The following is a 23,201-nucleotide window of genomic DNA, read 5'->3' on the forward strand; positions in this document are numbered from 1 at the left end:
ACACATGCAGACTCATTTCAGCCCCGACCAACTGCGCGATCCCGGTGTCAACGAAGCCGAAAAAATCCTGCGGAAATGCGTGCATTGCGGCTTCTGTACCGCCACATGCCCGACATATGTGACGCTCGGTAACGAACTCGACAGTCCCCGCGGACGCATTTATCTGATCAAGGATATGCTGGAAAACGGCCGCCCGGCGGATGAGGAAATCGTGCGCCATGTCGACCGCTGTCTGTCCTGCCTCTCCTGCATGACAACCTGCCCTTCGGGCGTCAATTACATGCATCTGGTCGATCATGCGCGTGCGCATATCGAAAAGACCTATAAGCGCCCATTTATGAACCGCTTCTTGCGTGGGGTTCTGGCGCAGGTGTTGCCCTATCCGGGGCGCTTCCGTGCAGCACTAAAGCTTGCGAAGATCGGCAAGCCGTTTGCGCCGCTTCTGCGAAAGAGCCAGGCCCTGCGACCGATGGCGGCAATGCTTGATCTTGCTCCACAAAATTTGCCAGCCGCCGCCAATGTCGAAACGATCAGTGCCGCCAAAGGCGAGAAGCGTGGTCGCGTTGCGATCCTCAACGGTTGTGCGCAACCAGTGCTCAATCCAGGCATTAATGCGGCAACCTTACGCCTTTTGAACCGTTTCGGCATTGAGGTCGTGACACCGAAAGGCGAGGGCTGTTGCGGTTCGCTGGTCCATCATATGGGACGCGAAGAGCAGGCGCTTGATCAGGCACGGCACAATGTCGATATCTGGACGCGTGAGATCGAAGCGGGTGGTCTTGATGCCATTATCGTCACGGCATCGGGCTGCGGCACGACCATCAAGGACTACGGTTACATGCTGCGCCTCGATTCATCCTACAAGGACAAGGCAGCACGCGTATCGGCACTGGCCAAGGACATCACTGAATATCTGGCAAACATTGATCTGCCCGAGCCGGATGCACCGCAGGCACTGACAGTTGCCTATCATTCTGCCTGTTCCATGCAGCATGGGCAGAAAATCGTACGCCAGCCGAAAGACCTGCTGTCCAAAGCGGGCTTCACGGTGAAGGAGCCGCTGGAGGGGCATCTGTGCTGTGGGTCGGCGGGTACTTACAACATCATGCAGCCGGAAATTGCTGCAAAACTTCGCGACCGTAAAGTGAAGAATATCGAGGCGACGGGAGCTAATCTGATCGCTACCGGCAATATCGGTTGCATGACGCAGATCGCAACCGGCAGCAAACTACCCATTGTGCATACTGTGGAACTGATTGACTGGGCCTATGGTGGACCGAAGCCGCAAGGATTGTCACAAAGCGCTGCATAAAAAAACCGGGCGCTTGCCCGGTTTTTCTTTGATACCTGTTCAGCCGGCCGAGAATGTACTCGGGTTCGGACCTATACGGCCATCGGCCTTGTCCAGTTTCGTAATCGCATCGTGATCGGTTCCGTTGAGATGGAAATCGAAAATATCGAAGTTTTCCTTGATGCGGGCAGGAGTAACGGACTTCGGGATGACGATATTACCTGTCTCGATGTGCCAGCGCAGAATGACCTGTGCAACCGACTTGCCATGCTTCTCCGCGATGGTTTTCAGCGTGGCCTCCTCCAGAATTTTACCCTGACCGAGTGGGCTCCAGGCTTCTGTTGCGATGTTGTGTTTGCTGTGGAACAGACGCAACTCGTCCTGCTGGAATTGTGGATGCAATTCAATCTGGTTAAGAACAGGCGTAACGCCGCTTTCCTTGATGATGCGTTCGAGATCGGCTGTACGGAAGTTGGATACGCCAATGGATTTGGCGCGGCCTTCTTCTTTCAGTTTAAGAAACGCGCGCCATGTTTCCATGAAAAGGTCTTTTGATGGCATCGGCCAGTGGATGAGATAAAGATCCACATAGTCCGTACCAAGCTTTTTCAGGCTGGTGTCGAATGCTTTCAGCGTTGATTCATAGCCTTGTTCGCTGTTCCACAATTTCGTGGTGAGGAAAATGTCGCCACGCTCGATACCGGAACCCTTGATCGCCTTGCCGACGCCCTCTTCATTGCCATAAATGGCAGCGGTATCGATGTGGCGATATCCTGCTTTCAACGCTTCACTGACAGCGGCGACCGCTTCGTCGTTACCCACTTGCCAGACACCGTAACCGAGCTGCGGAATGTGATTGCCGTCGTTCAGTTTAACTGTCGATACGGTCATGATTTATCCTTTCCCTCCGAAGCATTCGGCGCGGGGTGGCCCCTTTATGCGCATAAATGCTATTGACCTACATGCCGGTTTTCTTCTCCAGCACAACTGCCATCCGGCAGCCTTTTCCATATCTTTCTGGACTTTGCCATGGTCAGCATATGGGTGTTTGGGGCAAAAGGAAAAGCCCTTTCAGGCATGTTTCGAAGTCTGCGATCATTCTTTCTGTGCAGAAATTTTGATCTTTTCAGATTTGTGAAAACAATACGACCGCCTTCGGGAGAAGACAGTCGCAAATGGCATGCAAAATGGTTTGGTTAGCGGACAACGACCTTTGCACCAACTGGAACACGTTCATAAAGATCAGTGACGTCTTCGTTACGCATGCGAATACAGCCGGACGACATCGCCTTGCCGATGGTCCATGGCTGATTAGTTCCGTGGATGCGATAAAGCGTCGAACCGAGATAAAGGGCACGTGCGCCGAGAGGATTGTTGACGCCGCCTTCCATGCGTGCAGGCAGAATACGTCCCTTCTTGCGCTCGCGTGCAATCATTTCCTTCGGTGGCGTCCAGGTTGGCCATTCAGCCTTGCGGCTGATGCGCTGCGACCCCTTCCAACTAAATCCCTGCTTGCCGACGCCAACACCATATCGCATCGCCTTCCCGCCAGGTTGAACGAGATAAAGGAAGCGCTTGCTTGTATCGATGACGATTGTTCCCGTTTTTTCGTTGCCGGAATAGGACACCATCTGCGGCAGATAAACGGGATCAATCTGGTGCTTTCGTACCGTGTTTGCCGGATTTGCGGGCGGTCGTTGATAGGAAACCTGGCGATAGTTCGATTTGACTTTTTGCTTCTGCCTGGCTCCAACACGTGGCGCTGGCTGTAAAGATTGCGGTACGGCCTTGATGCGGGCGGGTTGTCCATGCAACTGAGCTACCCAAGGGGCAGAGAGGTCAGGACTCACACTCACCGGCGGCAGGGTTGCATAGCGGTCATTGGCAAACGCCATACCCGTGCTGACGATGGAAACAGCAATCGCCGCAAGCGATCCGATTAAAAGAAGATGACGTGGTTTCATAATCCAGATCCGTCTCTTTGCGCCGGAAAATCTTTGTGGCGCAGTTGCCCGTTGCAGCTCCTGACATCAGCTGTCAGGAGAGCGACCCTCATGCTCGTGTAGGGATTGTGTGCTGGAATGGAATCGTAAAGGTAAATTTTGGTCGCGTGTTTCGCCTGATGGTCCTTCCAATTAAAGTTGTGGTTAGTGTCAGGTTGCGTGACATAATTAATTATGGATGAAACTTGAGAGGCGGAACAATGAGCGAGGTTACTGAGGCAAAAACCGGCCTGATCGTCGGCGCCGATGGTATGGCACGTTGTTTCTGGCCGGGCGAGTTACCGGATTACCTTGCTTATCATGACAATGAATGGGGGGTTCCTGTCTCTGACGATTTCCGGCTTTTCGAGAAAATCTGCCTCGAGGGTTTCCAATCAGGCCTGTCGTGGCTCACGATTTTGCGCAAACGCGAGAATTTTCGTACAGCTTTCGATGGCTTCGATTTCCATCGTGTTGCGCAGTACAATCAAGAGGATGTGGAGCGCTTGCTGGCCGACAAGGGAATTGTGCGTCACCGCGGCAAGATCGAATCCACGATTAATAACGCCAAGCGCGCAATTGAACTGGTTGCAGAAAAGGGTTCACTTGCGGCCTATTTCTGGTCTTTCGAGCCGGGGGCTAAAGATCGCCCTGCCGTGGTGGACTATCCAACTCTTGTCGCCAACCCGACGACTGAGACTTCCATCCGCATCTCCAAAGACCTGAAGAAGCGCGGCTGGTCATTCGTTGGGCCGACCACGGTTTACGCCTTCATGCAGGCCATGGGACTGGTGAACGACCACATTGAGGGTTGCCATTGTCGGACTCACATTGAAAAATTGCGACAGAGTTTCAAACGACCGAGCTAGAGCAACGATTGCTAAGCCGCATCATTTCTGCGAGAAACATCCATCTTTGAGTATGGGAGACGATCATGGACTTGGTGTCGTTGTTGGCATTTGCCGGTATTCTGGTCGTGGCGGCGGGCACGCCCGGACCGAATGTCGGCGCGTTGGTGGCACGTGTCATCAGCCGCGGCCACAAGGGCGTTTTTCCATTCATGTTCGGTCTGTGGCTCGGTGATGCCATCTGGCTTTCACTCGCGGTTTGGGGACTGGCCGCGCTGGCTAATACGTTTCATACAGCGTTTCTCATCCTCAAATATGTGGGCGTAGCCTATCTGGTCTATCTTTCGTGGAAGATGTGGATCGCTCCGGTAGATGAAGTTGCAGATGGAGATGCCGTTCCGCGTCAGGGTGAAGCGGGGAAGCTCTTCCTTAGTGCGCTGGCGATCACACTCGGCAATCCGAAGATCATGGTTTTCTACCTCGCCATCTTGCCGACGGTGGTTGATATCACCCATGTTTCGCTGGTTGGCTGGGGCGAATTGCTGCTGGTCATGTTTGCGGTTCTCGCAGCAGTCGATACCGCATGGGTGGTGCTCGCAGCGCAGGCGCGACGGTTTCTGCGCAGTCCCCGCATGATGCGAATTGCCAATAGAACCAGCGCTGGCATGATGGCGGGAGCGGCTGTCGCCATTGCGACACGCTGAACACGCTTCCCGCACTTGCCGCAACGGACTTGATCGGTTAGGAAACCGGCAACAGAATTGATGCCGGTTCCAATCGGCATGTATGTATAAATCAGCGATCAGGCAGGAAAAATGGCCGATAAAGCGGACAAGATGAAGGCGCGGTTGCCGCGCGGGTTTGTCGATCGGGTGCCGGATGATTTGCGCGCCGCTGAAAAGATGATGGCGACCATCCGGGAAGTTTATGACCTTTATGGCTTCGAGCCGGTGGAAACTCCGCTCGTGGAATATACGGACGCGCTTGGCAAGTTCCTTCCGGATCAAGATCGCCCGAACGAAGGCGTGTTCTCGTTTCAGGACGACGATGAACAATGGCTGTCGCTGCGCTACGATCTGACTGCGCCGCTGGCACGTTTTGTTGCCGAAAACTACGAGTCGCTGCCAAAGCCTTATCGCAGCTATCGTAATGGTTGGGTGTTCCGCAATGAAAAGCCGGGACCGGGCCGTTTCCGTCAGTTCATGCAGTTCGACGCTGACACGGTCGGTGCGCCGAATGTCTCTGCTGATGCTGAAATGTGCATGTTGATGGCCGACACGCTGGAGCGCCTTGGCATCCGTCGTGGCGATTATGCGATCCGCGTCAATAACCGCAAGGTTCTCGATGGCGTGCTGGAAGCCATCGGCCTTGCAGGTGAGAGCAATGCTGCGAAACGCCTGAATGTGTTGCGCGCCATCGACAAGCTCGACAAATTTGGCCCGGAAGGCGTTCGCCTTCTGCTCGGTAAAGGTCGCCTCGATGAAAGTGGCGATTTCACCAAGGGCGCAGAGTTGACCGATGCCGCGATTGAAAAGGTGCTGGCTTTCACCGCCGCCGGTGGTGCGACGGGTGCCGATACAATCGCCAATCTCCGTGCAGTCGTCGCAGGCAACGCCAAGGGCGAAGAAGGTGTGACCGAACTCGCCGACATGCAGGCGCTGTTCTCTGCGGGCGGCTATGATGGTCGTGTGAAGATCGATCCATCTGTTGTGCGCGGTCTTGAATATTACACTGGTCCGGTTTTCGAGGCAGAACTTCTGTTCGATGTGACTAATGAAGACGGCCAGAAGGTCGTGTTCGGTTCGGTGGGGGGCGGTGGCCGTTACGACGGTCTCGTGTCACGCTTCCGGGGTGAACCAGTTCCTGCGACAGGCTTCTCCATCGGTGTTTCGCGTCTGATGACGGCTTTGAAGAACCTCGGCAAACTGGATGTTTCCGATGTCGTCGGGCCGGTAGTGGTTCTGGTCATGGACAAGGATACGGAAAGCCTTGGGCGCTATCAGAAAATGGTCTCCGATCTGCGCCAAGCTGGCATTCGCGCTGAAATGTATGTTGGCGGATCTGGCATGAAGGCGCAGATGAAATATGCTGATCGCCGTGAGGCTCCGTGCGTCATCATTCAGGGTTCGCAGGAGCGTGAGGCCGGTGAGGTGCAGATCAAGGATCTGGTCGAGGGCAAGCGTCTTTCTGCGGAGATCGAGGACAATGTAACCTGGCGTGAAAGCCGTCCGGCGCAGATCACGGCCAAGGAAGATGATCTCATCAATGCTGTCCGTGAAATCCTTGCCAGTCAGGCGCAAGATCGCGCAGAGCAGTCTAAGTGACGGAAACCATGGCTGGATCGAGCTCATCTGGTGTTCTCAATTCTCTTCGTGCAACGCTTGATGCGCGCGAAGCCGAACTTGTCGAAATTCCGCTGATCCAGCCAGCTGATCCATTTCTGGATATGGCGGGTGAGGATTTGCGCCGCCGCATTTTTCTGACCGAAAACGAGAATGGCGATAGTTTGTGCTTGCGACCGGAATTTACAATTCCCGTCTGCCGCAACCACATCGCTCTGAATGCCGCCACGCCGAAGCGCTATGCTTATCTGGGCGAAGTGTTCCGTCAGCGTCGTGACGGAGCGGCTGAATTCCTTCAGGCTGGTATTGAAGACTTGGGCGCTTCCGACGAAGCGGCTTCGGATGCGCGCTCAATTGCAGATGCGCTTTCCTGCGTTCGTGCTGCGGCTCCGGAAGCAGAACTTGAGATCGTTTTGGGAGACCAGTCGGTTTTTGCGGGCATGCTGAAGGCGCTGGGCCTGCCACAAGGCTGGCGCAAGAAGCTTTTGCGTTCTTTTGGCGACGCGAATTCGATGGAGCAGGTACTAGCCGAGCTGACCGGCGCACAGCGGCGTGATCCATTGCCGGAAACCCTTGCCGTTCTGGTCGCAGAAGGCGACGAAACCGGGCTTGCGCGCATGCTGGAAGCGGAAATGTTAGAAGCTGGCATTTCGCCTAGCTCTGGACGCTCGCCCGCAGAGATTGCACGGCGGTTGATCGAAAAGGAGGATTTGGCGGCCACGCGTTTCCCGGCATCTGCGCTCGACCTCTTGAAGCAGTTTCTCGAAATGCGTGTATCGCTTGATTCCGCAGCCGTTACCTTGCGGGCGTTCGCATCGGAACACGCCCTTGATCTTGCTGCGGTATTGCAGAAGTTTGAAGCGCGTAGTGAAGCTGTTGCGAATGAGGGGATTGCTACGAAAGATATTATCTACGATGCCTCTTTCGGGCGCCCGCTCGATTATTATACCGGCCTCGTCTATGAGATTCGTGCCACAGGCGTGGAGAAGGATGCTGTTCTGGCAGGTGGTGGCCGCTATGATCGCCTTCTGACCATGCTTGGCGCTTCCGAAAACATTCCCGGCGTTGGCTTTTCCATCTGGCTGGACCGGCTTCAGGCCCTGGCGGGAGAGAAAAAATGAGTGTCACCCTCGCGTTGCCGTCCAAGGGACGGTTGAAGGAACAGACGCTCGCAGTGCTCGAAAAGGCGGGCTACAGGGTGATCCTGCCAGACGACTCGCGTAATTACCGAGCGCGTGTCGAGGGCGAGCCTGATCTAGATATTCTGTTCCTTTCAGCTTCCGAAATTGCCCGCGAGTTGGGATATGGCAGCGTTGATCTGGGCGTTACAGGCGAAGATCTTGTTCGCGAAACATTGGCGCATTCGGAAGAACGTGTGGCTATTGAAGCCGAATTGGGATTTGGTCATGCCGACGTGATCGTGGCAGTGCCTGAAGTCTGGCGCGATGTGACCAGCATGGCCGATCTGGATGATGTAGCGGCAGATTTCCGCCAACGCCATGGTCGTCGTCTGCGCATCGCCACCAAATATTGGCGACTGACACAGCAGTTTTTTTCGCAAAAGCATGGCATTCAGGTTTACCGCATCGTTGAAAGCCTTGGTGCCACTGAAGGCGCTCCGGCGGCTGGTTCTGCGGACATGATCGTTGATATTACATCGACCGGTTCAACGCTGCGGGCCAACCGTCTCAAGGTTTTGGAAGATGGCGTTATTTTGCGCTCGCAGGCTTGCCTTGTTTCGGCACGCCGCAGCCGGGAGAATTCACGTGTCACTGAAGTTGCGACCCGTATTCGTAAAGGATTGGACGGGTAGATAACTTCAAGTTTGTCTTTTATGTTGCGAGTTGCGATTTCACAATTGGAACTCGGAACAGTCCAGATGAACGGTGTGCGGAGATTGATTGGTCGTTGTGCTTGTGAAGCTGTCCGTTTCACCGTGCCAGATGAATTCGAATACGCCCTGAACTGCCATTGTTCATTATGTCGTCGTGCGACGGGCAGTGCATTCAAGGCTTTTGGCGGAATAAGAACCAACGCATTGGAAGGGGCGAACGACAAAGCGTTGCTCATGTTTGTCGGCAACGAGACCGATCACGATGTGCGCTGTGCTGCTTGCGCTTCTTTTCTATATTCCATTGTTCGCGACGGGGAATATGTTCATGTCAATTATGGTGTATTGGCTGAGGAGCCAAGCCTGAAGCCGTCGGCCCATATTTTCGTTGGCTCGAAAGCTCAATGGTATGACATTCTGGATGATCTGCCTCAGTTCGAGGAGTATCCAGCATTGTGATTGTGCTGACGACAAGGGTTTAGAGATAAGAAAACCGCGCCATGAAAATGGCGCGGTTTCGTTGTCTTTGCGGTACTTGATCAGCTGCGCTTGGCGTCGATCGAAAGCGAACCTGCGCCATGCAGGGCAAGGATGAAAAGACCACCGGCAATTGCGAGGTTTTTCTGCGCCATCATGGCGTTCATACCCTGCGAGAAGTCCATATGGGCAACAAGCGTCGCGCCGATGGTGAACAGACCGACAACGGCTGCCGCGATGCGGGTCTGAAAACCGACGAGAATTGCGAGGCCGCCAACAAATTCCACCAGACCGACAATAACAGCCGTAACGGTCGGAACCGGAAGGCCAAGGCCAGCAAAATAACCTGCGGTACCCGAGATGGCGGTCAGCTTGGCATAGCCAGCAAGGATGAAGAGAATTGAAAGGAAAATGCGGGCAATGAGCGTTACAACGCCATTGGTCTGCGGAGTGATAGAGGACATGCGGGGCTATCTCCTGTTGAACTGGGGCATCAATTAACGATTACTGACTGTCAAGGAAAGCCGTCTAATCCTCGACAGTTTGTTTACAGTATGAATACAATTCATTCTGGCGCAATCATTCTCTCCGCGCGCACCAGTCGCTCATAGTCTGCTTCCGACACCAATCCACTCGCCAATGCTTCTTCGCGCAAAGTCGTTCCATTCTTGTGAGCAGTCTTGGCGATTTTGGCCGCATTGTCATAACCGATGGCCGGGGCCAGTGCGGTCACGAGCATCAGCGAGCGGTCCAGCAGTTCCTTGATACGGTTCAGATTCGGTTCGATTCCCTCGACACAATGATCAGCAAACGACACCATGGCGTCGCTAAGAATGCGGATTGATTGCAGAACGTTAAATGCGATCACCGGTTTGAACACATTGAGCTCAAAATGGCCTTGGCTTGCAGCAACGGTGACAGTGGTCTGGTTGCCGAATACTTGTGTTGCCACCATCGTCAAAGCCTCGGCCTGGGTCGGGTTGACCTTTCCGGGCATGATGGACGACCCTGGTTCGTTTTCCGGCAATGACAGTTCACCCAAGCCGGAACGAGGACCTGAACCGAGGAAACGGATGTCGTTGGCTATCTTGAAAAGATCTGCCGCCAAGGCGTTCAGGCTGCCGTGGAAGTTGAGAATGGCACCATGGCTGGCTAGAGCCTCAAATTTATTGGGCGCAGTCTTGAAAGTAAGGCCGGTAATTTCGCTCACCGCATCGGCGAAGCCTGTATCGAAACCAACCGGTGCGTTGAGGCCCGTACCGACTGCAGTTCCGCCTTGCGCGAGCAGAAAAATGTCTGCGAGTGATTGCTGGATACGATGACGCGCATATTCCAATGCGGCGCGATAACCGGAAAATTCCTGTCCGAGTGTGACCGGCGTCGCATCCTGCGTATGGGTACGGCCGATCTTGATGATATCCTTAAATGCCTCTTCCTTGACCTGAAGCGCCTTGGTCAGGTGTTCAAGCGCCGGGTAAAGTCGATTGACTGCCTCAACTGCCGTAGCGACGTGGATCGCCGTCGGGAAGCTATCATTGGACGACTGGCTCATATTCACGTGGTCATTGGGATGGACCGGCTTCTTGGACCCCTTTTCACCACCGAGAAGCTCTATAGCCCGGTTTGAGATGACCTCGTTGGCATTCATGTTCGATTGCGTTCCCGAACCAGTCTGCCAGACGACCAGTGGGAAATGGTCATCGAGTTTGCCCTCAATGACTTCTGAAGCCGCTACAGCAATGACCTGACCGAGAATCGGATCGAGTTTGCCAAGCGCAATATTGGTTTCTGCCGCTGCGCGCTTGACGACACCCAATGCGTGAACCAATGGAAGCGGCATGCGCTCCCCGCCGATCTTGAAGTTTTGCAATGAGCGTTGCGTCTGGGCGCCCCAGTAACGGTCCGCAGGAACATCAATCGGTCCGAACGTATCTGTCTCGGTACGCATAGCGGTCATTTCAGGTCTCCGGGTAACTTGGACTCGAAGCCGAGCCATTCTAAGCAAATATAGCACCGCCGGGTCCTTGGCGGGCTGATGTTTCTTTGTGAAACTACTATAACGCAATCACTTGATAAAATATGACTATAAAAGTCAAATTTTATTGACCGGACCTGCACGGTCAAGCGTCATCCTCATCCTCACTGTCATCCGCTTCGGAAATCCAGGCGGTCGGTTCGATCTTGCGCTGGGTCTTACTATCGGTGAACGTCCACCAGCCTGTATCAGTCTCATCCCATTGACCGCCGCCGGCCTGCAACTGGGCTAGCGTTCGATACTGTGCAATTGACTCATTGCGCTGGTCATCTTCATCGGTCCAGACGACTGTTATCTTACTGCCGTCTTTCGGAGCTGTGGCGATGGGAAGTTCTTTGCGCATATGATCATCCATTCCATTGTGACTGCAGATAATCATAGGGCATACAATGCCAGCGGCAAGCCGGAACCCCAACGTTCCGGCCTGCCGTCTTGTTTATGCCGAACGTGCAGACTTAAGGGCCTTGCCCCACCAGATCAGCTGATCCAGCATGTTCTTGGCAGCTTCCCCAAGATGCGGGAAATCGTCCAGCTTATTCTCGCCTTTGACGACAGCGAGATAATCAGGAAAAAGGATATGAACGCCGGTTTTGACGGACATAGAAGACATTTCGACGGCAATCATCCGCAGTTGTTCGACAGCGCGAGCGCCGCCAACGCCGCCATAACCGACAAACCCCATTGGCTTCTGAATCCAGTCACCGTAGTCGATGGCGTTCTTCAGAACCGCAGTGGGAGCGTGGTTGTATTCAGCCGCGGTCAGAATGTAGGCGTCGAACTCGCGCAGCTTGGTTTTCCATTTGTCGGCAGTTTCCGCTTGTGCAGTCGTGGTGGAAGTGTCGCCATAGAAGCCCATCGGATAGTCGGCAATATCGAGAATTTCCACGTCCAGTGCGGCCCGTTCGGCAGCGAGTTTCGCAATCCACTGGGCGGGAACTGGGGCAAAACGCTGTTCGCGCGTGCTGCCGACGATGACTGCGACTTTGAGCTTAGACATAGATAGCACCTTTATTAGAGTGGTAACCATTGGAAACCGACGCTATATAAGTGACTAATTGGCGGCGCAAGGAGGCACTTTTATGGAACCCAGTGACTTCAAGGAAACCAGTGCATGCAGGACTGTAGCAGAGATCTTGTCGCGAGTTGGCGATAAATGGACAGTGTTTGTGGTGAGTTATCTCGGCAATGGTCCAATGCGGTTCAACGAATTGCGTCGAACAGTGGATGGTATTTCGCAAAAAATGCTGACGACGACGTTACGTAATCTGGAACGGGATGGTTTCGTCAAGCGCACTCTCTTTCCGACAATCCCGCCAAAGGTCGAATATGAATTGACCGAATTGGGGTGCGATCTTTTGCGCCCTGTGCGAGCGCTGGGTGAGTGGGCGATAGCCAATGAAGCAAAGGTGCTGGTCGCTCGTGCCCGCTATGATGCTTTAGCGTCAGGTAATGCACAGATCGACGCTGCAGAATGAGAGCTAATCGTTGAGGAGTACAAGTGGAAAGACAGGCCGAAGCCTGCCTTTCCTGTTGCCTGAGACAGGACTTCCAAAGTGCGGGGGCAAACAGGAAGTCCATCTCCATATCATTCGGGATTGACCATGATTGGTGGTTATGAGTCAATCAGAAGTTTCTAAAATAACGACTTCGCTGCTGCAAAGCGCGAGCAGAGTAAATTTTTCATAAATCACAAACGGTTATGCGACGTAAAAAGAAAGGCGGCCTTGGGCCGCCTTTCTCGCATTCTCACCAAGGTAAGCTTTACGGACCTCTTAAAAATCCGTGCTGCCACCTGCACCGCTCTGCGGTGCGAGCTTGTTACTTGATGGGCGTGCTTTATGGGCTTTTTAGAAATCCATGCCGCCCATGCCACCCATACCGCCAGGCATGCCAGCCGGAGCTGCATCCTTCTTAGGCAGTTCGGCGATCATAGCTTCCGTCGTGATCAGGAGGCCGGCAACCGATGCTGCGTTCTGCAGAGCGGTGCGGACAACCTTGACCGGATCGACAACGCCAGCCTTGATCAAGTCGCCGAATTCACCATTGGCAGTGTTGTAGCCATAGGTTTCAGAGGCATTTTCAAGGATCTTGCCAACAATAACCGAAGCTTCTTCACCGGCATTGGTCGTGATCTGGCGAGCCGGAGCCTGCAGAGCGCGACGAACGATGTTGATACCAGCTTCTTGGTCGGCGTTGATGCCCTTGGCAGAGATCTTGGCCGAAGCGCGGAGGAGGGCAGTGCCGCCACCAGCAACGATGCCTTCTTCAACCGCAGCGCGGGTTGCATTCAGGGCGTCGTCAACGCGGTCCTTCTTTTCCTTCACTTCAACTTCCGTTGCACCGCCGACGCGGATCACGGCAACGCCACCAGCAAGCTTGGCAAGACGTTCCTGAAGCTTTTCACGATCATAGTCCGAAGAGGTTTCTTCGATCTGCTGCTTGATCTGCGAAACGCGAGCGTCGATTTCAGCCTTCTGGCCTGCACCGTCAACGATCGTGGTGTTTTCCTTCGAGATCGAAACCTTCTTTGCGCGGCCGAGCATGTCGAGCGTAACGGTTTCGAGCTTGATGCCGAGGTCTTCAGAGATGACCTGACCGCCGGTGAGGATCGCGATGTCTTCCAACATGGCCTTGCGGCGATCGCCGAAACCAGGAGCCTTGACAGCAGCAATCTTCAGGCCGCCACGCAGCTTGTTGACGACGAGCGTTGCAAGAGCTTCGCCTTCGACGTCTTCAGCGATGATGACGAGTGGCTTGGAAGTCTGAACGACAGCTTCCAGAACCGGCAGGAGAGCCTGAAGGTTCGAGAGCTTCTTTTCGTGCAGGAGGATGTAAGCGTCTTCCAGGTCAGCAACCATCTTTTCCGGGTTGGTGACGAAGTAAGGCGACAGGTAACCGCGGTCGAACTGCATGCCTTCGACAACTTCGAGTTCGGTTTCAGCGGTCTTGGCTTCTTCAACCGTGATCACGCCTTCATTGCCGACCTTCTGCATCGCGTCAGCGATCATCTTGCCGATTTCGGCTTCGCCGTTGGCAGAGATCGTGCCGACCTGAGCAACTTCTTCCGAAGTGTTGATCTTCTTGGCCTTGCCGAGAAGTTCAGCAACAACTTCGGTTACTGCGAGGTCGATACCGCGCTTCAGGTCCATCGGGTTCATGCCGGCAGCAACAGCCTTTGCGCCTTCCTGAACGATTGCCTGACCGAGAACAGTTGCAGTCGTCGTGCCATCACCAGCAGTGTCGTTGGTTTTCGAAGCCACTTCGCGCAGCATCTGTGCGCCCATGTTTTCGAACTTGTCTTCCAGTTCGATTTCCTTGGCGACCGATACGCCGTCCTTGGTGATGCGCGGTGCGCCGAAGGACTTGTCGATGACAACATTACGACCCTTGGGGCCGAGCGTTACCTTAACAGCGTCAGCGAGGATATCGACGCCGCGCAGCATCTTTTCGCGCGCAGTGCGGCCGAATTTTACGTCTTTTGCAGCCATTTTACTCTCCTGGGAATATCCCGGTCAGATTATGGTGAATTGGATTTCTAGGATAAAAGCGAAACGCTTCTGGCTAATTAGCCAACGATACCCAGAATGTCGGATTCCTTCATGATCAGCAGGTCTTCGCCGCCGATCTTGACTTCGGTGCCCGACCACTTGCCGAACAGAACCTTGTCGCCAGCCTTGACTTCCAGAGCGATCAGCTTGCCAGCTTCGTCACGGGCGCCTGCGCCAACAGCGACGATTTCGCCTTCCTGCGGCTTTTCCTTGGCGGTGTCAGGGATGATGATGCCGCCAGCGGTCTTGGCTTCCGATTCAACGCGACGAACGACGACGCGGTCATGAAGCGGGCGGAACTTGATATCAGCCATGGTATAACCCTTGGTGTTATAGACGTTGAACCCTGTTAACGGATCGAGCCGATCCGCGCTTGTTAGCACTCATCATGCGAGAGTGCTAACGTGGCTCTGAGATAGAAGCCGGACCTTATCTTGTCAAGATTGCCTGAGAAATTTGACAGACAAATGATGGTTAATTTGCACCATCCTTAATGCGGAACGGCAAAGAGGTGGCTCCGGCCAACCCGGCATATGGTGATGTCGTTGGCAATATCAATCGACGAGACGCAAGTTTGACAATTCGTCGCCGATCTGCCGGAAGGTTTCGCTCAGTTCGCCACCTGTCGAGTTCCAGAAAAGCTTAACTGGTTTACCGCTTTCCATGCGCACGCGTGAGTTTGAAGAGCACGATCTCAGCAAATCTATTTGTGCTTTCTCTGCACTGTCCGTCGCACTGAGGTCCAACGCGACTGTCATGACGATGATGTTTGCAGACTTGGCATTGTCGCAGAGCTTTGCAAAGCGGGCGTTCATAGCCTTGGTGTACGTATTGTTGTTTTGTGAAACCGAAACGCCGCTTTCCTGAAACAAGCGGGACTGCGTGTAGTTTTTGGTTATACGAGCGGTATAGCCATGTGCCGAATAATACGACAAGTTTCCAGCGCGATCCGGCCCAGAACCCGCGAGTCCGTCATATTTATAGTAAGTGTTGGCGCCATCGGTGAGTACAATTACAACCTTATCGTTGCCCCGTTCAGTCGCAGCGCGGGCTTCTGTAAACGGTGCGCCTTGGACGATAGTCCGCCATCCCCAGGCCATCGCTTCGGGAACGTTTGTGCCGCCAGCTGGCACCATCGCCTTGATTGCGGTTTGGATCGTTTTCATCCCTTGTTCCGTCGAGACGTCTGTCAAGGGCGTGAGAGGTAATGATGTACAACTATAGTTCGGGCCGCCGTCTTTCGATCTTCCACCTCGGTAAATCTTATCAAGGGAATCACGCAAGTAGTATTTTTTGAGGTCGCTTTGTCGAGACGAATAAGACAGAGATATATCATCTTGCCACCAACTGTTCAAAACTGTCGAGGTGACGTTTCCTTTGCTGTCGGTGTTGTAATATTCAGCCGGGCCGAACATGGGTACAAATAACGTGTTTGGATTGTTGTCAGAAGGAGGCGTCACATCCAGGGCATAAGTGCCTGGACGAGACTCGACACACCCCTGCCAGGGTAGCCAGGTCTCCTTTGACCGCTGTGAAAGGTCGGCATAGAGTTCCGCGCGCGAAAAAGGCTTGTTATTGCGTGTTCCCCAACCTGTACCAGATTTGTAGTATCGCCCGCTGCCTGCCGGTCTTTCTTCTATTTTGCGCATATTGTCGATCGTGATTGGTAGTGTAAAGTTTTCAAGATTCACGGAAGACTTGCCTTCCGGGTCCATCCAGGTTGCGTTCAAGTATTGTGGGCCGACATTCACAGAGCCCGCAAAAGGAACTAATGAAAACTGCACGGGTCGTTCGACGTGCGTTATGAGTGCAGATTGCGAGGCCATCGTCTCGACAAGCTGCGAGGCGGCTTCCTTTAGAAGATCGATGCGTTTTTTTGTTGACCCACTTCTTGTTTCATCCATTGAACCGGAGTTGTCGAGGACCAGTGCAACTTCAATTGTGTTCTTAAGTCTGACGGAAGCGTTGAGCGTATACCGGTATTGATCCCAGTTATCTCCTATGAGGCGGGAGGCTACTACGCCAAACAGAGATTTGTAGGTAAACCCAGCAGTAGCGAGTATCTGTTGATCAGTTGTTCTATTTTGGGGGAAGGCGATCTGGAAATTGACTGCATCTGCACTTAGAACGGTGAGGTTAGCGGTAAAAACTTTGGCGCCGTAGACCTGCACGACGGTCTGATTTTCACCAGTGGAAAACCTCTTGCCTACAGCAAGTGCCGCAGCATCAAGCGAGGCCTGCACATTGTTGCGCACGCGCATGAGATTGGCTGTGTCAACCGCAACCATGCCTGCCAGAAGCAGAGGTACCAGCACTAACGCCGTTATCATTGCAAAGTTACCGCGCTCGTCCCTGATAAAGAACGCGCTCGGTGATTGAAGCAAATGTTGACGAAGCCTGAGGGCTTGAGTGATCCAGTTTTTCAATTTGGCCCCCGCCGACGGTTGTGTCTGCGACACATGAAATGAAAAGTTGTATCCGCTCCTATCAGCATCTTTCTAACAGTCAGTCACGAAGCACGGTAAATGATCGATGAAACACACTATGGGATAATTGGACGCGCTCTGCGGGTTGGATATCCGGACCAAAGGCCGTGACAGAAGTGGTTGCCTGCGTTAGATGGAGCGCTGACTGCCTTTTTGGCGGACTTCCATATACCCCCTATAGCGGCTCTCGCCTTACAGATGGATTATCAAGAGGAAACCATGAAGCAGCTCGAACGCCTCGACGATCTGACCGACCAGTACGATGTGCTCTTCTGCGATGTATGGGGCGTGGTGCATAACGGCGTGTCGGCTTATCCGGCTGCAATCGAGGCGCTAAAGCGCGCGCGGGCCAAAGGTGTTACGGTCATTCTCGTGACGAATTCTCCAAGACCTCATCCAGATGTGGAGAAGCAGATGCTAGGTCTTGGCGTTCCCGCCGATACTTATGATCGCGTAGTTACTTCGGGTGACGTAACCCGCGATCTGATCGCGGAAGGTCCGCGCAAGGTATTTCATATCGGCTGTGAACGCGAGCTGACCATCTATGACGGTCTAGATGTTGAACTGGTCGAAGAATTTGAAGCTTCAGGCGTCGTCTGCACCGGGCTTTATGATGATGAAAGCGAAACGCCGGACGATTACAAGGAATTGCTGGCCCGGTTGCGCTCCCGCAATCTTCCGTTCATCTGCGCCAATCCGGATATTATGGTTGAGCGCGGCACGCGACTGATCTGGTGCGCGGGTGCCCTTGCGCGCGAATATGGCCAGCTCGGTGGGCGCACACTTATTGCTGGAAAGCCGCATCGCCCGATTTACGAGGCAGCATTGCGGTTTGCCGAAGAGATTCGAGGCGAAAAGGTCGAGAAAAGTCGAATTCTCGGTATCGGTGACGGGGTTCTGACAGACGTGAAGGGCGCCGCGGACTTCGGTCTGGACGTGCTTTACATCTCCGGCGGAGTTCACGCAGCGGACTATACAACCGGCGGTACGGTTGACATTAGCCGAATGGAAGCGTTTCTCCAGAAGCACGGCAACCGCCCGGTCGCTACGCTTAACGCTCTTGTTTGAACCTCAGCAATCCCGCTACTATCAAGCGAAGTCCAGATCAAGATGACCAAATCCAGCTTTCAGCGCCTTTCTGGAGCGGATTCCTTACCGGAACGCTTACAGAATTGTGTGGTGGCAATCGGTAATTTCGATGGTGTCCACCGCGGCCATCAGGCGGTGCTCGAACGCGCGCTGGAGATCGCCGGAAAGCACGACCTGCCAGCGGTGGTCCTGACTTTCGAGCCGCACCCACGCAGCTTTTTCAAGCCCGACGCGCCAATCGATCGTTTGACTGCGGCGGTGAAGAAGGCAGAAATACTGCGTCTGATGGGATTTGATGCTGTCGTTGAACAGCCCTTTACCGATGAGTTCTCATCCCGCTCGGCTGAAGATTTCGTTGAGCACATTCTGGTTGACCGATTGCACGCAAGCTGTGTGGTCACGGGGTACGATTTTCATTTCGGCAAGGGACGGCGCGGGACACCGGAGTTTCTTCAAAAGGCCGGTGAAGATGCTGGTTTCACAGTTACTCTGGTTGATGCCTTCACCGATGAAGGTGCCAATCTTGTCTCATCCACCCGCATAAGAAATCTGCTTTGCGAAGGTGACGTCGTCCAAGCAGCAGGACTTCTTGGTTATCGCTATATGGTGTGTGGTGAAGTCATTCATGGCAAGAAGCTAGGGCGAACACTTGGATTTCCGACTGCCAACATGAAAATCGACGCGCAGGCAGGCCTGAAGCACGGAATCTATGCTGTCAGGTTCAGGCGCGAGAATGGCGATCTTTACGACGGGGTTGCAAGTTTCGGTCGTCGCCCGACTGTCGATAGTGACGGTATACCCCTTCTTGAAACCTTCCTGTTTGATTTTTCGGGGGATCTCTATGGTGAGACCGCTTGTGTATCTTTCTTCGGGTTTCTACGTGGCGAGATCAAGTTTGACGGCCTTGATCCGCTTATCGAGCAGATGAGGCACGACGATGCGGAAGCGCGAGCCCTGCTTGCAAGTGCGAAACCACTTTCGGAATTGGATCGGTTGCTTTCTTTTGAGTGAGGCGAACTCTTGGTTTCGTTTTCCACTTAAGATTTAAATCAAATTTTACTTATTCTCGACAAAAAGGGATAAATGCCTCAAAACTTGTTGGGGTGCTTTTTGTTGGAGTTTAATGTGGCACGTATTGTTCCTCTGGCGCTCATTGCAGGTGCCGCATTCCTAACGAGTAGCTCGCTTGCTTTCTCGGCCGATGCGCAGCAAACTGATATTTACGCGGCTGAAACGGTTCAGCCTGCTCGCAAGCATTTCTGGTCCGGCGATTGGTATCTCAAGGTAGGTGCGGCAGGGCTCGTAGCTCCGAAGTTCGAAGGCTCGAACAAATATCGCTTTTCTGCTCAGCCGTTGATCTCGCTTGGCCGACAGGGGCAGGCGACACGCTTTTCGTCACGAAACGACAACGTATCCTTCGCTTTGATTGACAATGATCGCTTCCGTGTGGGGCTCGCCGGGAAGCTGCTGTTCGAACGAGATGACGATATTCATGGTCTGAAAGATACAAAATTCGGCGGTGAAGCAGGTGCATTCGTTGACGTTTATCCAACCGACTGGCTGCGTGTGCGTGGTGAAGTGCGTCAAGGTATCCGTGCACATAAGGGCGTGGTGGCTGATATTGCTGCAGATGCATTCTATGATGTCACGCCGACCGTTCGCGTTTCAGGTGGTCCGCGTGCTACCTTCGCATCAAAGGATTATTTCAAGACATATTTCGGCGTCGATGCCGAGGAAGCAGTTGCGTCGGGACTTTCCGAATATAGTCCAGGCGGTGGCTTCAAGTCAGCTGGTGTTGGTGGCGCAATTACCTGGAAGGCAACCGACAAGATCGATACGAGCCTGTTTGGTGAATATAGTCGTCTGCAAGGTCCGGCAAAGGATTCAAGCATCGTGAAAGAACGTGGATCCCCGGACCAGTTCATGGTCGGGGTTTCTGCGACCTATCGTTTCGATTTCTCGCTGGACTGACCTCAGCGGTATCAATGTGAACATTTTCAGGGGCAGGGATGCAGTTTTATTGCGTCTTTGCCCCTCTGGCCTCTTTATTCCTGCGAAGCTCATTGCTAAAAGCGTGCCCATGATGACGAATTTTCGGCTTATCATGACGGCCATACGAATTATTGGCCCGGCCTCCCGCTTTGCCTGAATGGCTGCTTTGCTAGGCAATATCTGGCGCGGAGGTCCGGGAGTGACCGGCTGTGCTCTACAGTCCCATGTTTTCTTTGATCCACATGCCCGCCACTTCTGGCTGGGGCTTCACAGGCGAATACCCTCATGACTGAGACGACCAAAATCGATTATTCCAAAACCCTTTATCTGCCGCAGACCGGCTTCCCGATGCGCGCTGGCTTGCCGCAGCGTGAGCCGCTTTTCGTTGAGCGCTGGGAGGGCATGAACCTTTATAAAAAGCTTCGTGAGCAGGCGAAAGATCGCCCACTTTACGTACTGCACGACGGTCCGCCCTATGCCAACGGCAATATCCATATTGGCCACGCGCTGAACAAGATCCTCAAGGACGTCATCACACGTTCCTTCCAGATGCGCGGATACAATTCGAATTACGTTCCGGGTTGGGATTGCCACGGCCTGCCGATTGAGTGGAAGATCGAAGAAAAGTATCGCGCTGAGGGCAAGAACAAGGACGAAGTTCCGATCAATGAATTCCGCCGGGAATGTCGTGAATTTGCTTCCAGCTGGATCAAGGTTCAGACGGAAGAATTCAAACGCCTTGCGATTCTTGGCGATTTTGAAAATCCGTACACCACGATGAACTTTCACGCTGAATCGCGTATCGCTGGTGAACTTCTCAAGTTCGCGGCCTCAGGGCAGCTTTATCGCGGCTCCAAGCCGGTGATGTGGTCGGTCGTCGAGCGCACGGCGCTTGCCGAAGCCGAAGTCGAATATCACGATGTCGAGTCGGATATGATCTGGGTCAAGTTCCCGGTCGCTGGACAAAACGATCTCTCCGGCAGCGCCGTGGTGATCTGGACGACCACGCCGTGGACCATCCCCGGCAATCGTGCCGTGTCGTATTCTTCGCGTATCGAGTACGGGCTTTATGAAGTCACGGAAGCCGAGAACGATTTCGGTCCGCGTCCAGGCGAAAAGCTTATCTTCGCCGACAAGCTTGCGGAAGAATGCTTTGCCAAGGCGAAGCTTCAGTTCAAGCGTTTGCGTGGTATCTCGGCTGATGAACTAGGTAAAATCGTTCTCGATCACCCACTCAAGGGCTTTGGCGATGGTTATGAATTCATCGTGCCGATGCTCGACGGCGATCATGTTACCGATGATGCGGGTACGGGTTTTGTGCATACAGCTCCAAGTCACGGTCGCGAAGACTTTGAGGCATGGATGAACTACGCCCGCGAGCTGGAAGCGCGCGGTATCGATCCAAGTATTCCGTTCCCAGTCGGGGATGATGGCTTTTACACCAAGGATGCACCGGGCTTTGGTCCGGACCGTGACGGCGGCCCCGCGCGGGTTATCGACGATAACGGCAAGAAGGGTGACGCCAACAAGTCTGTCATGGATCAGTTGATCGCACGCGACAAGCTTTTCGCACGTGGTCGTCTGAAGCATTCTTATCCGCATTCGTGGCGCTCCAAGAAACAGGTCATCTTCCGCAACACGCCGCAGTGGTTTGTCTATATGGACAAAAACCTCGGTGACGGCACGACGTTGCGTTCGCGCGCGTTGAAGGCGATTGATGACACTCGTTTTGTCCCGGCGGCTGGTCAAACCCGCCTGCGCTCGATGATCGAGGGCCGTCCGGACTGGGTTCTGTCGCGCCAGCGAGCTTGGGGTGTGCCGATCTGTGTTTTCGTGGATGAAGAAGGCAGCATTCTTCAGGATGATGCCGTCAACAAGCGCATTCTTGATGCTTTTGAGGCAGAGGGTGCCGATGCCTGGTTTGCTGAAGGTGCTCGCGAGCGGTTCCTCGGAAGTCGCGCCAATGAGCCTTGGGTGCAGGTGCGCGACATTCTGGACGTGTGGTTCGATTCCGGTTCGACTCACACCTTCACGCTGGAAGACCGCCCGGACATGAAGTGGCCGGCAGATGTCTATCTCGAAGGCTCGGACCAGCATCGCGGTTGGTTCCATTCGTCGCTTCTCGAAAGCTGCGGAACGCGCGGTCGCGCGCCATATAATGCCGTCGTGACCCATGGTTTCACCATGGACGAGCACGGCAAGAAAATGTCGAAGTCGCTCGGCAATACGGTAACGCCGCAGGACGTGATCAAGGAATCCGGCGCGGATATCCTGCGTCTCTGGGTCATGACGACCGATTATTGGGAGGATCAGCGTCTCGGCAAGAGCATCATCCAGACTAACATTGATGCTTATCGCAAGCTGCGTAACACGATCCGCTGGATGTTGGGGACGCTTGCCCATGATGAAGGCGAAAATGTTCCCTACGCTGATTTGCCGGAACTTGAACGCCTGATGCTGCATCGGCTGACGGAACTGGATGAAGTTGTTCGCTCTGGATATGATGCTTTCGACTTCAAGCGCATTGCCCGCACGCTCATCGATTTCATGAATGTCGAGCTTTCAGCCTTCTATTTCGATATCCGCAAGGACGCGCTTTACTGCGATGCGCCGTCGAGCGTTCGTCGCAAGGCTGCGCTTCAGACTGTGCGTGAAATCTTCGACCGTCTGACGACCTGGCTGGCGCCAATGCTGCCATTCACGATGGAAGAAGCGTGGCTCGACCGCTATCCGCAATCGGTTTCGGTTCATGCCGAGCAGTTCCGGCCAACGCCTGCCGAATGGCGGGATGATGTGCTGGCCGAAAAGTGGCGCAAGGTTCGTGCGGTGCGCCGTGTCGTTACTGGCGCTCTGGAACTGGAGCGTGCGGACAAGCGTATCGGATCGTCGCTCGAAGCCGCTCCGCTCGTCTACATTTCCGACAAGAGTCTGACCGATTCGCTCGAAGGTCTTGATTTTGCAGAAATCTGCATCACCAGCGGTATATCGTTGAGTGACGCGGCTGCACCGGAAGACGCTTTCACGCTTGGTGATGTGAAAGGTGTAGCTGTTGTGCCTGCACGCGCTGATGGTGAAAAGTGCGCGCGTTCGTGGCGTTATACGACAGATGTTGGTTCCGACCCCGAGTTTCCCGAAGTCTCGGCGCGAGACGCTGCCGCTCTCAAGGAACTAAAGTCACTTGGCAAGCTTGAGGCTTAATGGTCTTCTGAAGGATTTGCCCTCGGCGTTTCACATGGCGGGGGCATTTTCAGAAGGAAACGGGTTGCATTCCTCTCTTCGG

21 protein-coding genes are annotated in these 23,201 nt (G+C 54.0%); 12 read left to right on the forward strand and 9 right to left on the reverse strand.

From position 1 onward, the window contains the following. Positions 1–4: 4 nt before the first annotated feature. Positions 5–1,312 carry a glycolate oxidase subunit GlcF gene (glcF, locus tag HWX93_RS07735; protein ID WP_176037032.1) on the forward strand — a complete coding sequence of 436 codons (1,308 nt, stop codon included), beginning with the start codon at positions 5–7 and terminating at the stop codon, positions 1,310–1,312. 39 nt (positions 1,313–1,351) lie between these two features. On the opposite strand, the gene HWX93_RS07740 is transcribed toward glcF, so the two are convergent. Together HWX93_RS07740 and HWX93_RS07745 are read right to left on the reverse strand one after the other, a co-directional pair. Continuing rightward, a complete protein-coding gene (locus HWX93_RS07740; RefSeq protein ID WP_176037033.1) occupies positions 1,352–2,182 on the reverse strand; it encodes an aldo/keto reductase in 831 nt (276 codons plus the stop codon). 305 nt (positions 2,183–2,487) lie between these two features. Then, on the reverse strand, positions 2,488–3,255 hold the full coding sequence (locus HWX93_RS07745; RefSeq protein WP_176037034.1) for a L,D-transpeptidase: 768 nt from the start codon (positions 3,253–3,255) through the stop codon (positions 2,488–2,490). A gap of 239 nt (positions 3,256–3,494) precedes the next feature. Between HWX93_RS07745 and HWX93_RS07750 the strand changes: the two genes are divergently transcribed. From HWX93_RS07750 to HWX93_RS07775, 6 genes are all read left to right on the forward strand, one after another. Next, entirely contained in the window at positions 3,495–4,142 is a 648-nt protein-coding gene (locus HWX93_RS07750) for a DNA-3-methyladenine glycosylase I (RefSeq protein ID WP_176037035.1), read from the forward strand. Positions 4,143–4,207: 65 nt separating this feature from the next. Continuing rightward, on the forward strand, positions 4,208–4,825 hold the full coding sequence (locus HWX93_RS07755; RefSeq protein WP_176037036.1) for a LysE family translocator: 618 nt from the start codon (positions 4,208–4,210) through the stop codon (positions 4,823–4,825). A 111-nt stretch (positions 4,826–4,936) separates the two neighbouring features. Further along, positions 4,937–6,445 carry a histidine--tRNA ligase gene (gene hisS / locus HWX93_RS07760; RefSeq protein WP_176037037.1) on the forward strand — a complete coding sequence of 503 codons (1,509 nt, stop codon included), beginning with the start codon at positions 4,937–4,939 and terminating at the stop codon, positions 6,443–6,445. 8 nt (positions 6,446–6,453) lie between these two features. Continuing rightward, entirely contained in the window at positions 6,454–7,584 is a 1,131-nt protein-coding gene (locus tag HWX93_RS07765; protein ID WP_176037038.1) for an ATP phosphoribosyltransferase regulatory subunit, read from the forward strand. After that, positions 7,581–8,276 carry an ATP phosphoribosyltransferase gene (gene hisG, locus HWX93_RS07770; protein WP_109986824.1) on the forward strand — a complete coding sequence of 232 codons (696 nt, stop codon included), beginning with the start codon at positions 7,581–7,583 and terminating at the stop codon, positions 8,274–8,276. Before HWX93_RS07765 ends, hisG begins: the two co-directional genes overlap by 4 nt. 66 nt (positions 8,277–8,342) lie before the next feature. Beyond that, positions 8,343–8,753, forward strand: a complete 411-nt coding sequence (locus tag HWX93_RS07775) for a GFA family protein (RefSeq protein ID WP_235969079.1) — start codon at positions 8,343–8,345, stop codon at positions 8,751–8,753. A gap of 80 nt (positions 8,754–8,833) precedes the next feature. Here HWX93_RS07775 and HWX93_RS07780 read toward each other — a convergent pair whose 3' ends face one another. From HWX93_RS07780 to HWX93_RS07795, 4 genes are all read right to left on the reverse strand, one after another. Next, complete coding sequence (locus tag HWX93_RS07780; protein WP_109986826.1) at positions 8,834–9,235, reverse strand: DoxX family protein; 402 nt, start codon at positions 9,233–9,235, stop codon at positions 8,834–8,836. Between the two features lie 101 nt (positions 9,236–9,336). After that, positions 9,337–10,728, reverse strand: coding sequence for a class II fumarate hydratase (gene fumC, locus HWX93_RS07785; protein ID WP_176037039.1), 1,392 nt, complete (start codon positions 10,726–10,728; stop codon positions 9,337–9,339). Positions 10,729–10,891: 163 nt separating this feature from the next. Next, complete coding sequence (locus tag HWX93_RS07790) at positions 10,892–11,149, reverse strand: hypothetical protein (protein WP_109986936.1); 258 nt, start codon at positions 11,147–11,149, stop codon at positions 10,892–10,894. A gap of 93 nt (positions 11,150–11,242) precedes the next feature. Beyond that, positions 11,243–11,803: an NADPH-dependent FMN reductase gene (locus HWX93_RS07795; RefSeq protein WP_176037040.1), complete on the reverse strand. Its 561-nt coding sequence runs from the start codon at positions 11,801–11,803 to the stop codon at positions 11,243–11,245. Between the two features lie 82 nt (positions 11,804–11,885). Between HWX93_RS07795 and HWX93_RS07800 the strand changes: the two genes are divergently transcribed. After that, a complete protein-coding gene (locus HWX93_RS07800; protein WP_176037041.1) occupies positions 11,886–12,281 on the forward strand; it encodes a winged helix-turn-helix transcriptional regulator in 396 nt (131 codons plus the stop codon). Between the two features lie 372 nt (positions 12,282–12,653). On the opposite strand, the gene groL is transcribed toward HWX93_RS07800, so the two are convergent. The 3 genes from groL to HWX93_RS07815 form a co-directional block, all read right to left on the reverse strand. Continuing rightward, entirely contained in the window at positions 12,654–14,294 is a 1,641-nt protein-coding gene (gene groL / locus HWX93_RS07805; RefSeq protein ID WP_061346604.1) for a chaperonin GroEL, read from the reverse strand. Positions 14,295–14,371: 77 nt separating this feature from the next. After that, entirely contained in the window at positions 14,372–14,668 is a 297-nt protein-coding gene (gene groES / locus HWX93_RS07810) for a co-chaperone GroES (RefSeq protein ID WP_006472506.1), read from the reverse strand. 240 nt (positions 14,669–14,908) lie between these two features. Next, positions 14,909–16,780, reverse strand: coding sequence for a pilus assembly protein (locus HWX93_RS07815; protein WP_235969080.1), 1,872 nt, complete (start codon positions 16,778–16,780; stop codon positions 14,909–14,911). A 279-nt stretch (positions 16,781–17,059) separates the two neighbouring features. Between HWX93_RS07815 and HWX93_RS07820 the strand changes: the two genes are divergently transcribed. The 4 genes from HWX93_RS07820 to ileS all read left to right on the forward strand — a co-directional run bounded on the left by HWX93_RS07820 (position 17,060) and on the right by ileS (position 23,119). Next, the gene (locus tag HWX93_RS07820; protein WP_176037042.1) at positions 17,060–17,908 is read left to right on the forward strand and encodes a TIGR01459 family HAD-type hydrolase; all 849 of its coding nucleotides are present in this window, start codon (positions 17,060–17,062) and stop codon (positions 17,906–17,908) included. Positions 17,909–17,950: 42 nt separating this feature from the next. Next, on the forward strand, positions 17,951–18,940 hold the full coding sequence (locus HWX93_RS07825) for a bifunctional riboflavin kinase/FAD synthetase (RefSeq protein WP_176037043.1): 990 nt from the start codon (positions 17,951–17,953) through the stop codon (positions 18,938–18,940). Between the two features lie 72 nt (positions 18,941–19,012). Next, positions 19,013–19,900, forward strand: coding sequence for a MipA/OmpV family protein (locus tag HWX93_RS07830; RefSeq protein WP_176037044.1), 888 nt, complete (start codon positions 19,013–19,015; stop codon positions 19,898–19,900). A 306-nt stretch (positions 19,901–20,206) separates the two neighbouring features. After that, positions 20,207–23,119 (forward strand): isoleucine--tRNA ligase, encoded by a 2,913-nt coding sequence (gene ileS / locus HWX93_RS07835; RefSeq protein ID WP_176037045.1) that lies wholly within the window; start codon positions 20,207–20,209, stop codon positions 23,117–23,119. The last annotated feature ends 82 nt before the right edge of the window (positions 23,120–23,201 follow it).

Origin of the sequence: Brucella tritici, assembly GCF_902825325.1 — a bacterium.
Classification (GTDB): domain Bacteria; phylum Pseudomonadota; class Alphaproteobacteria; order Rhizobiales; family Rhizobiaceae; genus Brucella.

Coding starts and splice junctions, on each gene's coding strand:
- glcF (WP_176037032.1), top strand. CDS start 5: ATGCAGACTCATTTCAGCCCCGACCAACTGCGCGATCCCGGTGTCAAC.
- HWX93_RS07740 (WP_176037033.1), bottom strand. CDS start 2,182: ATGACCGTATCGACAGTTAAACTGAACGACGGCAATCACATTCCGCAG.
- HWX93_RS07745 (WP_176037034.1), bottom strand. CDS start 3,255: ATGAAACCACGTCATCTTCTTTTAATCGGATCGCTTGCGGCGATTGCT.
- HWX93_RS07750 (WP_176037035.1), top strand. CDS start 3,495: ATGAGCGAGGTTACTGAGGCAAAAACCGGCCTGATCGTCGGCGCCGAT.
- HWX93_RS07755 (WP_176037036.1), top strand. CDS start 4,208: ATGGACTTGGTGTCGTTGTTGGCATTTGCCGGTATTCTGGTCGTGGCG.
- hisS (WP_176037037.1), top strand. CDS start 4,937: ATGGCCGATAAAGCGGACAAGATGAAGGCGCGGTTGCCGCGCGGGTTT.
- HWX93_RS07765 (WP_176037038.1), top strand. CDS start 6,454: ATGGCTGGATCGAGCTCATCTGGTGTTCTCAATTCTCTTCGTGCAACG.
- hisG (WP_109986824.1), top strand. CDS start 7,581: ATGAGTGTCACCCTCGCGTTGCCGTCCAAGGGACGGTTGAAGGAACAG.
- HWX93_RS07775 (WP_235969079.1), top strand. CDS start 8,343: ATGAACGGTGTGCGGAGATTGATTGGTCGTTGTGCTTGTGAAGCTGTC.
- HWX93_RS07780 (WP_109986826.1), bottom strand. CDS start 9,235: ATGTCCTCTATCACTCCGCAGACCAATGGCGTTGTAACGCTCATTGCC.
- fumC (WP_176037039.1), bottom strand. CDS start 10,728: ATGACCGCTATGCGTACCGAGACAGATACGTTCGGACCGATTGATGTT.
- HWX93_RS07790 (WP_109986936.1), bottom strand. CDS start 11,149: ATGCGCAAAGAACTTCCCATCGCCACAGCTCCGAAAGACGGCAGTAAG.
- HWX93_RS07795 (WP_176037040.1), bottom strand. CDS start 11,803: ATGTCTAAGCTCAAAGTCGCAGTCATCGTCGGCAGCACGCGCGAACAG.
- HWX93_RS07800 (WP_176037041.1), top strand. CDS start 11,886: ATGGAACCCAGTGACTTCAAGGAAACCAGTGCATGCAGGACTGTAGCA.
- groL (WP_061346604.1), bottom strand. CDS start 14,294: ATGGCTGCAAAAGACGTAAAATTCGGCCGCACTGCGCGCGAAAAGATG.
- groES (WP_006472506.1), bottom strand. CDS start 14,668: ATGGCTGATATCAAGTTCCGCCCGCTTCATGACCGCGTCGTCGTTCGT.
- HWX93_RS07820 (WP_176037042.1), top strand. CDS start 17,060: ATGAAGCAGCTCGAACGCCTCGACGATCTGACCGACCAGTACGATGTG.
- HWX93_RS07825 (WP_176037043.1), top strand. CDS start 17,951: ATGACCAAATCCAGCTTTCAGCGCCTTTCTGGAGCGGATTCCTTACCG.
- HWX93_RS07830 (WP_176037044.1), top strand. CDS start 19,013: ATGCCTCAAAACTTGTTGGGGTGCTTTTTGTTGGAGTTTAATGTGGCA.
- ileS (WP_176037045.1), top strand. CDS start 20,207: ATGACTGAGACGACCAAAATCGATTATTCCAAAACCCTTTATCTGCCG.